The sequence below is a fragment of the Nocardioides sp. NPDC059952 genome, assembly GCF_042730435.1.
GTDB lineage: Bacteria > Actinomycetota > Actinomycetes > Propionibacteriales > Nocardioidaceae > Nocardioides.
Window position 1 is genome coordinate 134,058 of record NZ_JBHWLY010000002.1, and the last position, 13,693, is coordinate 147,750.

Annotated in this window: 5 protein-coding genes; 3 read left to right on the top strand and 2 right to left on the bottom strand. The window is 68.8% G+C overall.

Annotated features, from left to right (window positions below):
- Positions 1-9 precede the first annotated feature (9 nt).
- Positions 10-8,589, top strand: a complete 8,580-nt coding sequence (locus ACFV9G_RS01605) for a DUF5979 domain-containing protein (protein ID WP_378724288.1) — start codon at positions 10-12, stop codon at positions 8,587-8,589.
- Positions 8,590-8,598: 9 nt separating this feature from the next.
- On the opposite strand, the gene ACFV9G_RS01610 is transcribed toward ACFV9G_RS01605, so the two are convergent.
- Entirely contained in the window at positions 8,599-11,076 is a 2,478-nt protein-coding gene (locus ACFV9G_RS01610) for a LuxR C-terminal-related transcriptional regulator (RefSeq protein WP_378724290.1), read from the bottom strand.
- A 384-nt stretch (positions 11,077-11,460) separates the two neighbouring features.
- On the opposite strand from ACFV9G_RS01610, the gene ACFV9G_RS01615 reads away from it, so the two are divergent.
- Entirely contained in the window at positions 11,461-12,549 is a 1,089-nt protein-coding gene (locus tag ACFV9G_RS01615) for an AI-2E family transporter (RefSeq protein WP_378724292.1), read from the top strand.
- On the opposite strand, the gene ACFV9G_RS01620 is transcribed toward ACFV9G_RS01615, so the two are convergent.
- Positions 12,496-12,696, bottom strand: coding sequence for a hypothetical protein (locus ACFV9G_RS01620; protein ID WP_091047354.1), 201 nt, complete (start codon positions 12,694-12,696; stop codon positions 12,496-12,498). The two genes, ACFV9G_RS01615 and ACFV9G_RS01620, sit on opposite strands and share 54 nt — an antisense overlap.
- A 150-nt stretch (positions 12,697-12,846) precedes the next feature.
- Between ACFV9G_RS01620 and ACFV9G_RS01625 the strand changes: the two genes are divergently transcribed.
- Positions 12,847-13,686: a YhjD/YihY/BrkB family envelope integrity protein gene (locus ACFV9G_RS01625; RefSeq protein ID WP_378724294.1), complete on the top strand. Its 840-nt coding sequence runs from the start codon at positions 12,847-12,849 to the stop codon at positions 13,684-13,686.
- Positions 13,687-13,693: the final 7 nt, after the last annotated feature.

Sequence of the window (13,693 nt, forward strand, 5' to 3'; positions counted from 1 at the left end):
CAGCGATTCATGAAGACATCTCGGGAGTTCTCGGTTCGTTGCTGGCTGGCTGCCCTGCTCGCAGGGATCCTCGCCGTCGGGTTGGTCGCTGCGCCCGCGATGGCGGACGAGCTACCGAATCCGGAGAATCCGAACGCGCAGCTGGACATCACCAAGAGCGTGGAGGATCCCGGGCCGTACGGTCCGGGCGACACGATCGTCTACACCATCCAGGTGGGCTGCTCCGCGATCGACGTCGGTGTGGACTGCAGTGATGCGATCACCACCGACGTGATCCCGGAGCCGCTCGTGGTTCAGCAGGTCACACCGTCCGGTCCGAACAGCCACGCCGAGCCGGTCATCGAGGGACAGAACGTCCGGGTCGACTGGACCGAGCCGCTCGACTCCGGCGGCGAGGGCATGGTCAACAACACCACCAGCCAGGTGCAGATCACCGTCCAGGTGCCCGAGGACGTCAACCACGACCAGTGGGACGGCGCCACCCTCACCAACGAGGCCACCGCCGAGGCGACCAACGCCAACGACGTGACCGACGCGGCCGACGTCACCCTCGCGATCCCGCTGGAGCTGGCGACCAGCGCCACCAAGAGCTTCGAGCCGACCTCCGCGCTGGCTGCGGCCGGCACCCCGGTGATCGCCCATCTCGGTGGCACCAACGAGACCAACGGCGCGGTCGAGACCCTGGTCGTCCAAGACCCCACCGACCCGACTGCCACGCCCAACCCGTTCACCTATCTCGGCTTCACCGGCTTCGGCACGGTCGTCCCGCCCGAGGGCGCCACCGGCACGACGTACGAGGTGTACGTCGACGGCGCCTGGGTGGAGTGCACTGATCCGACCTGCCCCGGAGTCGACCTCGCGGCCGTGCAAGGGACGCGAGTCACCTTCACCGGTGACATCCCTGCCGGTGCCACCGCGTCCGTCGATCTGGATCTCGAGACCACCGAGGAGGCCGCCGGGGTCTCCGAGGACACCGTCGTCAACAACCAGATCCAGACCGAGGTGACCCGCGACGGCGAGAACGCCACCGCCGACGCGGAGGCCGACTTCACCCTGCAGGCCAACACCATCGCCGTAGGCGCTACGAAGGTTTTCGACCCCGACGTCGTCGTCGCCGGCGAGTCCAGCACCGTGACCATCGGCGGCAGCAACGACTCCGCCATCGCGATCGACTCGCTGACCATCACCGAACCGTCGACCGGCTCGTTCCCGGAGGACTACACCTTCGGTGGCTTCACCGGCGGCGTCGACTACCCGAGCGGCGCCACCTCCGGCACGGTCGTCTACCAGCCCTCCGGGGAAGAGGTCTCCTTCGCCGACGGCGAGACCCCGCAACCGCCGGCCGGGGGCGCGGAGTCGGTGACCTCCTTCGAGATCGTCTTCGAGGGTGACATCGAGCCGGGCGCCGAGACCTCGGTGCCGTTCGACGTCGACACCGACCCGGACGCCAGCGGTCTGCCCAAGACCGTGAACAACGAGATCGCCGTCGAGGGCGAGAACGACGGTGCCACCGGCGATGCCACCGCCGACGACGACCTCTACATCTACGACGAGGTCATCGAGCCGTACGTCGACAAGCAGATCCGGCCCAGCCAGATCCTGGCCTACCCCGGCAACGTCGTCACCATCAGCCTGCAGGGCGGCACCACCGAGCGCCCGAACCCGCCGGAGACCCCGACCGGCACCACCGGCGACGCCAGCCAGATCGTGGTCCAGGACCCGATGGACCCGGTCGAGGGCAACCTCTGGTGGAACGCCTTCGACCTCGACACGATCGCGCAGACCCCGGTCCCGGCCGACTCGACCCTGACCGTGGAGTACTACGACACCACGACCGGGGAATGGGTCGTCCTGGACGGTCCGATCGCCGGTCCGACCATCTACTCCACCGACGTCCCCGCTGATGTCTCCGAGGTCGCCGGCGGTGTCCGGTTCGTCTACGACTACACCGGTGACGAGGGCGGGTTCGCCCCCGGCACCGACGTGGAGCCGAACTTCACCGCCACCCTGCGTCCCCAGGACGACGGTCGCTACACCGATCCGGCCTACGCCGAGCCGACCGACGCCGACCACACCTTCATCCCCAACTGCGCCCAGTCCAGCGCCACCGCGTCGACCGACGGAGTGCCCGGCGGCGAGGCGCAGATGGATCCGGAGGACTGCCCGGAGGTCGAGCTGATCCCGACCGACCCCGGCACCGCCGACCTGATGAACAAGGAGTTCGGCCAGTCCAGCTCGGGCGGCGACAAGACCGTCTTCGAGCGTTCCGGTGACACCATCCCCTCGACCCTGCACTGGTCCACCGGGGGCTACTCGGGTTTCGAGACCGTCGAGCTGACCGACATCGACGACCCGGAGGGGACCGCGGTCGCCGACAGCGTCTACGACGCGTTCAACCTGATCCGGGTCCAGCCGATCACGCCGGAGACCGATCCCTACCTGGTCTACGACCAGATCACCGACGTGCAGCTGTGGGACGGGTCCACCTGGACCTCGGCGGCCGACAACCCGTGCCCGGACGCCTGTGACGGCACGTTCCCGGGCATGGACCTCACCGCCGACGAGCAGGAGTCCACCCTCGCGGTCAAGCTGATCTACGCCGAGAGCCCCAACCGCGCCGACAGGATCGAGGGCGATCTCGACGCTCCGCCGGTCGGCTCGGGCGTGGCCCGCTCGATCGACGACGACCGGGCGATCACCCTGGTCTGGCAGGTGCGTGACACCAAGCGCTCCGACGGGTCACCAGCCCTCGCGGTCGACGACTACAACCGGCCAGATGCCGGCGTGGTGCGCAACACCGCCAACGCCACCGGCTTCCCGGCCGACGGCGACCCGGTCTCCGACACCGACTTCGACGACGTGGTGATCAACGACGCACCGATCACCACCACGACCGACAAGACCTGGGACGGCGGCCCGATCTCGGTCCCCGGTCCCGGCACCCCGGAGGAGGACTACCCGCTCAGCCGGATGACCGTGACCACGGAGAACACCACGCCGGCGAAGGTCGACCAGCTGCAGATCACCGACCCCGCTCCGGGATCGACCACCGAGCAGGACCCGTTCGACTACTTCCGGCTCTACAAGATCAGTGCGATCACCGAGCCGGAGGGCACCGAGAACACTACGGTCACCCTGACCTGCCCGGACGGCAGCACCAGCGACTACACCCGGGACGAAGCGCTCGCGCTCGCTCTCGGCACGATGCCGTGTGACGTCTCCGGGGTGCAGGTGCTCTTCGATGGCCGGATCGCCAGCGCCGCCACCGGGGTGCTCGCCCTGGACATGCAGATCCGGCAGGAGAACCGCAGCACCGGCGATCCGATCACCCCGGAGGACTCACCGGTCGCGAACACCGCGCAGGGGATCGTCGCCGACGTCGACCCGATCCAGCCCTGCCCGCCGGACCCGGGCGATCGCTTCGCCTGCGCGCAGGACACCGCGACCATCGAGATCGCGGACGCGACGTACGACATCGAGGCCACCAAGACGATCGAGCCCGCCTCGCAGAAGGAGGGCGACAGCTCCCCGGTCACCGTCACCATCGGGAGCCAGAGCAGCGGCTCGGCCAGGCCCTACATCGAGCGGCAGCAGGACGACGACCCGACCTTCTGGAACGCGTTGGACTTCGTCCAGATGGATCCGTCGTGGACCCTGCCCACGCCGGTCGAGCACGTCCAGGCCTGCTACCTGACCGGCGGCATCTTCACGGGCGTGACCGTCGCGACCGGCCTCGCCGGTGACGAGGGCGGAGTCGGCGGCACCTGGACCTGCCAGGAACTCCCCGGCGGCGGTCCGCCGTTCGATGACGACGAGCTCACCCTGCAGCAGGCGAAGGACTTCCTCGCCGCCGCCCCGGCGGGGGAGGTCCACGGTCTCAGGTTCGCGTTCATGGCCGGCAGCGAGGACGGCTGGGTCAACCCGGCCCACCCGAACATCCAGGTGCCTTTCCAGGTCGTACGTCGCGCCGAGCTGCGCAGCGGCGGCCCGGTGCCGTCCACGCGCTCCGACCAGGAACCCGCCCCAGGCGAGACCGAGGCGGGCGTCTTCACCGACACCGTCGACGTCCACGGCACCACGGTGCTGATCGGGCTCGACGACCGGCTCGAGGCCGATGACAGTGCCGATGCGACCTACACCTACGAGCACCTGACGGTGGGGGTCGAGGTCGACAAGACCCCGACCGGCCAGGTGCAGCCCGGTGAGGTCATCCCGTTCGAGCTGACCTATACCAACACCGGCGAGCACGCGCTGACCAACCCGGTCTTCACCGATGTGCTGCCCTCCGATGCCGACGGCAACCAGCTGATCTTCGACCCGGACGCCGCACCTGGCACCTCGCCCTATGGCTTCGAGCTGACCGGTGCCGCGCCGGAGCCGCCGAACGGTGATCCGCTGCCGACCGACCAGGACCAGATCACGATCACCGAGGACGGTGACACGATCACCTTCGCGATGCCCGAGGGCAGCGTGCTGGAGCCGGGTCAGACGTACACGATCACCATCGAGCTGATGCTGCGGCCGGGCTTGACGCCTGAGGACGTGGTCACCAACACCGACAAGATCATCGCGGACGAGCCGTTCGACCCGGCCAGCTGTGCACCCAGCTACGACGCCGACACCGGCGAGTGCTGGGACGAGACCAGTGTCTCCCCGGTTCGCGTGGCCGCGTTGAGCACGATGAAGAAGGTCAAGGCCGACGTGCCGGTCGAGGAGGCCGGGATCCCGGAGATCTACCTCGACCGCCGGGCGCTTCCCGAGGGGTCCGACCTCCCGGACGACTACTGCGACGACCAGGCCGACGAGGACGGCTTCTACCGCGGCGCCTGCGTCCCGGTGACGTATCCGGGTGATACCGAGACCTGGCGCTACACGATCACCAACTCCGGCACGCTGCCGCTGGACGAGCTGGTCTCGGTCGACGTGCTCCCGCACGTCGGCGACAACGGCGTGATCGTGGAGCTGCCCCGCAACTCGGAGTGGACCCCGACCTGGGCCAACCAGATGGAGCTCGTCGACGACAGCGGCAACTCGGGCACCTTGACGACCTTCTACGCCAACACCTACGAGCCCTGCACCGCCGACCTCAGCCCGTTGGACGGAGACCCGTGCCCGGAGGGCGCCTGGCTGCCGTACGACGACAGCGTCGACGCGGCCCAGGTGAAGAGCATCAAGACGGTCGTCACCTTCGAGGACCCGAGCCTCTTCGACCCCGGTGAGACGGTGACTCTGCAGTACAAGACCCGCACGACGCCCCAGAACCCGGCGCAGGTCGGCTACCCGGTGGCATGGAACACCGTTGCCACCGGCGGTGCCTCCAACGACGCCGGCACCCGTGGCACCGTGGTGCCCACCGAGGGCCGCAAGGTCGGCGTCACCTACCCGACCGGTTCGATCCGGCTGGAGAAGATCGTCTCGGGCGAGGGCGCGGAGTACGCACCGGACGAGTTCACGGTCGACCTGACCTGCACCGTGCCTGGTCAGACCGAGCCGATGGATCTGTCCGGGGTCAACCCGATCACCCTGACTCCGGGCGCCGACCCGACCCAGGTCGACGGTCTGCCCTGGGGGGCGGAGTGCACCGCCACCGAGACGGACCAGGGCCAGTACGACCAGACCATCGGTACGGCCACCGTCGGTGGACCGGAGGACGAGATCGGCCTGATCACGGTGGAGAACGTGTTCACGCTCGGTGACCTCGAGATCACCAAGGCGGTCACCTCCGACGCCGTCGACGGCGACGGCGATCCGCTGACCTACGGTCCGTTCGCCGTCCGGGTGATCTGCCGGTACGACGGCCGGGTGGTCCGAGCGCTTCCCGTCCAGATCCGGGACGGCCAGACGATTGCGGTCGAAGACCTCCCCACCGGCGCGGTGTGCACCATCACCGAGACGGACGACGCGGGCGCCGCCCAGGTGAACATCACTCCTGACGAGAACCCCGACGAGCCTGGTGCGCAGGTCACCATCGGGTCCCGCGAGGACCCGAGCAGCAACCCGATCGAGGTCGAGGTCGAGAACGTCTACGACACCGGCTCGCTGCACCTCCTCAAGGAGGTCACCGGAGACGCTCTGGACAACGACCCCGACCTGGCGAACGGGCCGTTCACGTTCCAGATCACCTGCCGGCTCACCGACGCCTCCCGTCCCGACGGCGAGGTCGTCTACAACCAGAGCATCACATTGCCCGAGGACGACAACGTCGACAACGAGCAGATGGACTACCAGGTCGACGACCTTCCCAGCGGCGCCAACTGCGTGATCGTGGAGACCGACAACGGTGGGGCCACCGGCCACACGGTCGACCCCAACCGAGTCACCATCGGCACCGACCCGGCCGAGCCCGCCGAGGTGACCGCCACCAACACGTTCGGAGCCGGCGGGATGGCGGTGACCAAGCAGGTCGACACCGACGCGGTCGACCAGGACGGCAACCCGATCACCTACGACGGCCCCTTCGAGATGCAGGTCACCTGCACCTTCGAGGGCCAGGAGGTCTGGGGTGACGGCTTCGAGTCGAGCCCGATGACGCAGACGATCAACGCCGGTGAGACCTGGGTGATCAGTGGGCTTCCGGTCGGTGCCGAGTGCGTCACGGAGGAGACCGGCACCGCGGACGCCGTGGAGACCAGCATCTCGCCGCAGGAGCCGATCATCATCGGCGAGGACGAGGAGCCGACCCAGGTCGTCACGGTGACCAACACCTACGATGCCGGCTCGCTCGAGCTGGTCAAGGAGTCCACGGGTGGCGCGCTGGAGGACAACCCGCAGCTGGCCGACGGACCGTTCCGGTTCCGGATCACCTGCGTGCTGACCGACGCCTCGCACCCCGACGGTGAGCAGGTCTACGACAACCGGATCCTGCTGCCGCGCGACGACAACGTCGACAACGACCAGCTCGACTACATCGTCGAGAACCTGCCGACCGGTGCGACGTGCGAGGTGACCGAACCCGGCGACGGCGGGGCCACCAGCCACACCATCGAAGGAAGCCCGGCCACCATCGGCGACGACAACGCCGAGCCGGTGACGGTGACCGCGACCAACACGTTCGCCACGGGCGACCTCGCGGTCACCAAGTCGGTCGACACCGACGCGGTCGACCAAGAAGGCGAGCCGATCGCCTACGGCCCGTTCGAGATCGCGGTTTCCTGCACCTTCAACGGGCGTCCCGTCGTAGCCGACGGCTACGAGGAGAACCCGATGACAGCCACGATCGAGGACGGCGAGACGGTCGAGCTCACCGGCCTGCCGACCGCAGCCAGGTGCACCGTCACCGAGCCGGACTCGGCCGACGCCGCCGGCGTGACGATCTCCCCTGACCAGCCGGTGGCCGTCGGAGACGGAGACGTGGTCGAGGTCTCGGTCGACAACCAGTACGACGTCGGCTCCCTGCACCTGCGCAAGTTCGTACCGGAGCAGGTGCGGGACTACCCGATCAGCCAGGGGCCGTTCACCTTCTCGGTGACCTGCACCCTGACCGACGCCTCTCATCCGGACGGCGAGATCGTCTACGTCGACGACGAGATCGTGCTGCCGGACGAGGACAACGTCGAGAACGACGTGATGGACTACCGGATCGACGACATCGCCGCGGGGGCGGAATGCACCATCGAGGAGACCGACGACGGCGCGGCCAACGCGCACCTCGTCACTCCGAAGACGGTCACCATCTCCGCCGACGAGGAGACCCACGAGCCGGAGACGAAGCGGGTCGTGGTGACCAACTTCTTCGGCGCGGGCAAGCTCACCGTGACCAAGGCGATGGAGGGTCCGGGCGCCGAAGCGTACGGTGCCGGTCCGTTCGAGGTCACGGTGACGTGCACCTACACCGACGTCAACGGTGAGCAGCGGCCGCTCAACACCCCTGGCGGTGAGACGCGGGAGCTGTCCGCCGACAACGACTACACGGCGACCTACTACCCGTTGCTGATCGGGTCGAACTGCACCATCGAGGAGACCGGGACCGGCGGTGCCAACAGCTCGGTGATCACCGACGCCGACGGCAACGAGGTCAGCGAGTTCACCGTGAAGCCGGTCCCCAACCGGGAGGAGCTCACCGTCGAGCCGCTGGAGTTCGAGGTCACCAACACCTTCGACACCGGCGAGGTGTTGGTGGAGAAGACGGTGAACGGCCCGGGGGAGGGTCCCTACGAGGTCGAGCTGGCCTGCACCTACGACGTCGACGGCACTGCCACCGACGTCGACATCCCGGGCGGCGCGACCCGCACCCTGGACGAGGGATCGATGACCACGACGTACGTGGATCTCCCCACGGGCGCCGAGTGCACCCTCGAGGAGACCGACGACGGCGGGGCGCGGTCCACCACCATCACCCCGAACGACGGTGACCCGACGGTCGGTGTGGTGACGGTCGCGGACGGCGCGCAGGTCACCCTCGAGGTGGTCAACGACTTCCCGCCGGCCTCGGGCGGCGACGGTGACGACGACGGCCCGGGCACCGGCTTCCTGCCGGACACCGGCTCGGGCCCGTGGCTCGCCGTCGCGGCTCTGCTGGGCCTGGCCCTGCTGCTGGCCGGAGGCGTAGCCCTCGCCGCCGGGAGCAAGCGGGACCGGAAGGGGAGCTGATGCCCGGCGTCAGATCAGCCCGCGCTCGCGTGCGGTGCGCACCGCCGCCGACCGCGTGTTGACCCCGAGCTTCTGGTAGATCGAGCGGATGTGGGTCTTCACGGTGTTCTCGCTGACCCCTTCGGCCCGCGCGATCTCGGGGATCGTCAGCCGCGAGGGGAGATCGTGGAGCACGTCGATCTCGCGTGCGCTCAACAGCGTGCCGATGACCCCGGTGGCACGGGGCTCCGGCTCGGCGTGGTCGGCGATCAGAGCCGTGACGAAGTCCTCTGCGGGCCCGAAACGTGAGCGGTTCCTCGACAGCAGCGGCCCCAGATGTGGCCACAGATCGATGAACGGCCGGCGGAACTTGTTGGGCGCCGCCCATTCGAGCGCCTTCCTGAGCGCGTCGAACGCGCGGACGTCGTTGTCCAGGGAGGACTCCAGGGCCGCGGCCAGCACCTGCGCGTAGACGAACGTCGTCGGCACGTGTGCCGGGCGGGTTCCGTCGAGCACCGGCTCAAGCTCGGTGAGCGCTTCGCGGGGCCGTCCGGTCGCGGCGAGGATCTGAGCGTACGGGATCGTGCCCTCGGCGCTGCCCGGCATCTGGCGGCGGATGCGGGCCGCGGTCTCGGCCGCCCAGTCCTCGCTGCCGACGGCGAGTGCCATCCGGATCTCTTGGGGCGCGACGGCGCTGATCGCCGCAGGAGAGACATGGTCGGCGGTCTCGATCTGCCAGATCCGGCGGAAGGCCTCGGCGGCCGCGGCGCGGTCCGGTCCCGTCGTGGCCTCGAAGGTCGCCAGGGCGTGCATGCCGCGTACGCCGAGCTCGACCTCTGCGTTGTTCACGCCGTCAAGAGCTCGCATGCCGAGCTCGGCGAACTGCAGCTGCCGTCGGCGGTCTCCCGTCTGGAAGGCGGTCCATGCGGCCACGAGGTAGGAGTAGGCGAGCCGCGGCGAGTCCCGCCAGCCGTGTCGGGTGGCGAAGGCGATGGCCTGGTCGGACCAGTCGAGTGAGGCGTTGAAGTCACACATGGCGCCGGTCATCCCGGACAGCTGGGACATGGTCTCGAGCACGACCTGGTCGTAGCGACGGCTGCGGGCCAGCACCAGCGCCTGCTGGAGGTCGTCGATGGCTCCGAGATAGTCGCCGGCGCGCATCCGGGCGGGTCCGCGCTGGGCGAGGAGGATCAGGTTGACGTCGCTGTCACCCGTCAGCGCGACATCGAGGATCGCGCTGTCCTGCAGTGCCGCGACGACGTCGCCCCCGGCGAGTGCGCGCTGGACGACGGCCGTGGCGAACATCGCTGCGGCGATCGGATCGGACGGGGTCTTGGACGCCTGCTCGGTGGGCACCGCGCTCAGCGCGTCGTCGGCCGCAGGAAGGTCGTTGACGTCCAGTGCCGCCAGCGCCGCGATGATCGCGACCCTCCGGTCGGTGACGATCCCGCCGCGGGACGCGAGCGTCGCGCGGACGACATCGCCGCGACCGGAGAGGACCATCTGGAGCCCGTTCGCGCGGAGCATGCCGTCGAGCAGCTTCCGGTCCCCGCACCGGGCCGCATGCCGCAGCGCGGTCGCGGGTTCGCCGTGGGCGTCGAGCCAGACGGCGGTGTCCCGGTGCTGGCGTGCCGGAGCGGCAACGTCACGACGGGCCAGGGCGGCGAGCAGGCAGCTCCGCAGCAGTGCGTGGTAGCGGTACCACGCTGAGTCGCCCGACTGGCTGACGAGCGCGTTGGCCGTGCACAGCTGGTCGAGCAGGGCCCCGGCGTCGGGCCTGCCGGAGAGGTGGGCAGCCAGGTCGATGGACAGGTGGTGGGGCGCGCAGGTCGCGTAGAGGAACTCGACCAGCTCCGGGTCGAGCCGGTGGACGATCTCGGTCAGGACGTACTCGATCACCGGGCGGACGTCGCCGTCGAAGGACGCGACGACCTCGGCGGGGTCGCCGTCGCCGACCATGGCCGCGACCACGGCCATTCGCAGCGCGGCGGCCCAGCCCTCGGTCAGGCCGACGAGATCGGAGATCGCGTCCGCCGTCATCGACAGGTCACTGGCCGCGAACAGCTCCAGCGCCTCGCCGTCGGTGAAGGCGAGGTCCTTGCCGCGTACGTCCGAGAGCGACCCGTCGAGCCGCAGCCGGTGGAGCGCGATCGACGGCTCGGACCGGCACGCCATCACCAGCCCCACTTCGGGCGGCAGCTCGGCGAGAAGGATGTCGAGCCCGCGCAGCACCTCGTCGTCGTGGAGCAGATGTACGTCGTCCAGCACGATCCAGCGCACGCCGGCGACCAGGAGCGACTCGACGACCTTGGTGACGAACCTCGGTTCGGTCCCTAGGCGGGGCGGAGTCAACCCGTCGAGCTGCTCGGTCGTCCCGGGCAGCCCGGCCAGGACGAGGGCCTCGATCAGCGCCGACCAGAACTCGTACGGCCTGTCGTCCTGCTTGTGCAGCGACAACCAGGCCACCGGTTCCCCGCGGGTGGTGGCGCGGGTGGCCCAGTCGGCCACGAGCAAGCTCTTCCCATAACCCGCGGGGGCGCAAACCAGGGTGAGCTGGCACTGGCCGACGGCATCCTCGGCCAGCCGGTCCCGGCTGACGAAGGTGGGTTGTATCCGCGGAACCCGCAGCCTTGTCGGCGCCACGTAGGCGCGAGAACCAGTATCTAACATCCGCAAACTTTCGGTGTTCCCATCTCCTCGAAGGCTATGCCCGCAACCATCCAATCAGCAGCATTTCAGCAAAGTAAGGAGGCAAAGGGCCCGTATATACCGGACCGGGGATACCCGCGGCGGGGTTGTCGCGCTCACCCTTATCGGGCGATACAGCCGGGCCGGACGGGCTGGACCATGGGTGCCGTGAGCCCCAGGACGCAGAGCCCGGAAGACTCGGCCATGAGCTGGCAACCGCAGGTCAGGGTCCTGGCGGTCCTGCTGGGATCCGCGGCGGTGGTGATCCTCGTGGCCGGGCTGCAGGCAGCCAGGGGCATCATCGGACCGCTGTTCCTCGCGATGGTGCTGACCATCGTCGTCCACCCGGCCCGGAACTGGCTGGCGCGGCGCCTCCCGTCCGGCGTCGCCACCGCCCTCTCCATCATCGCGGTCGTCGTCGGGATCGTCGGTCTCGGCGTGTGCGTGGTGCTCGCGGTGGCTCGCTTCGGCACCTTGCTGGCCACCTACAGCGGTGTCGCCAAGGAGCGCGTCGATGACCTGACCGACTGGCTCTCCAAGGTGGGTATCGGCACGGACGAGGTGCTCAAGATCGTCGAGTCGTTCGACCTCTCGAACCTGTTGTCCGTGGTCTCAGGTGCTCTCAACGGCATGTTCGGGCTGCTGTCCACGATGATCTTCATCCTGGCCCTGTGCCTGTTCATGGCCATCGACGCGACGGCGCTGCCGCGTCAGCTCGCCTCGGTCAGTCGACGACGCCCGGGCCTCGTCGACGCCCTGTCCTCGTTCTCGGTCGGGACGCGACGCTATCTGCTTGTCTCGACGGTGTTCGGACTGATCGTCGCCGTCCTCGACACCCTGGCCCTCTACCTGCTGGGCGTGCCGGCGCCGTTGGTGTGGGGCCTGCTCGCGTTCCTGACCAACTACATCCCGAACATCGGCTTCGTGATCGGGCTGATCCCACCGGCGATCCTCGCGCTGCTGGACGGCGACCTCTCGCTGATGCTCGCCGTCATCGCCGTCTACTGCCTCTTGAACGTGGTGATCCAGTCGGTGATCCAGCCGAAGGTCGTCGGTGAAGCGGTGGGCCTCTCGGTGACGCTGACGTTCCTGTCACTGATCTTCTGGTCGTGGATCATGGGCCCGATCGGCGCCGTGATGGCGGTTCCGTTCAGTCTGTTCGTACGCGCGGTCTTCGTGGAGTCGGACCCGGCGAAGCGCTGGCTGATGCCGCTCATCGCGGGAAGCGCCCCGGTGGAGCTACTCGGGGATGGTGACGATCTCGATGACGTCGACCCCCAAAGAGCTGAGTAGGTCCAGCACACCCTGCAGCTCCTTGGCGTCGGCGAGGTCACCGACCAGGGTGGTCGTCGCCCGCTGCGTGGCCCGGGTCAGGTGGGGGAAGGTCTCGATGACGTCGTCCGACACTGACGAGCCCACCCGGATGAGGATCCGGGTCATGAGCGCATCACGTCGATCATGTGTTCGTTCATGTTTGGCTCCAGCAGGTGGCCTGGACGATGGTCTGACCAAGGTAAGCGGCCGGGCGCCCGGAGCGGTCACCGGAAACGGGCGAGGGTGAGTGGTCGTGCCCCGGGGAACACTGCTCACGTGAACGTGGCTGACCTGCGGGGCCGGGTGGACGCCCTGATCGACCACGTCCCTCTGCTGCGGAATCTGGCCACGGAGACCATTCGGATCGAGTTCATCGACCGGTGCATGCTGATCGCCGCCCAGGCGCTTCTGGCCATGGTGCCCATGCTGGTCGTGCTGGCGGCCTTCCTGCCCCAGCTCACCGGGAACGCCCTGGAACAGGTTTCGCAGGTCACCGGAGTCGGTGACGAGGCCGTACGCCAGCTGTCGGGGGAGGTGAACCTGGATCAGGTGCGTTCCGAGACCGGTGCGGTGGGCCTGGCGATCACGATCGTGTCGGCGACGTCCTTCGGCCGTGCCGTGCAGCGGATGCTCGAGCGGGTCTGGGACGAGGAGCACGTCGGAGGCCTGCGGGGGGCGGGCCGCTGCCTGCTCTGGGTCGTCGCCTGGCTGGCCTGCCTCGGGGTGGTCAACACGGTCGTCAGCCTGCTCACCGATCCGGGGGACCTGCTCCGTCCGTTCCTCCAGATGCTCGGCGCGTGCGCCGTGTGGTGGGGGAGCAGCTGGGTGCTGCTGTTCGGACGCACCCGGGGATGGCTGCTGCTCCCGGGTGCGGTGCTGACCGGCGTCGTGCAGGTCCTCTACAGCCGAGGCTCGGCGTGGTTGATGCCTGCCTATGTCGAGTCGAATGCCGAGCAGTTCGGCATGCTGGGCGTGATCCTGTCGCTCTCGACCTGGCTGATCGGCTTCGGCGGAATCATCGTCGGCGGTGCGCTGCTCGGCCGGCTGCTCGTCGAGGATCCGGTCATCGCCTGGTTCGTGCAGCAGGTGCGTACGTTTCTCACCCGGAGAAGGTGAGGCCGGC

Excerpts from the sequence above, each read along its gene's own strand:
- ACFV9G_RS01615 (WP_378724292.1), top strand. The coding sequence starts at position 11,461 with ATGAGCTGGCAACCGCAGGTCAGGGTCCTGGCGGTCCTGCTGGGATCC.
- ACFV9G_RS01620 (WP_091047354.1), bottom strand. The coding sequence starts at position 12,696 with ATGACCCGGATCCTCATCCGGGTGGGCTCGTCAGTGTCGGACGACGTC.
- ACFV9G_RS01605 (WP_378724288.1), top strand. The coding sequence starts at position 10 with ATGAAGACATCTCGGGAGTTCTCGGTTCGTTGCTGGCTGGCTGCCCTG.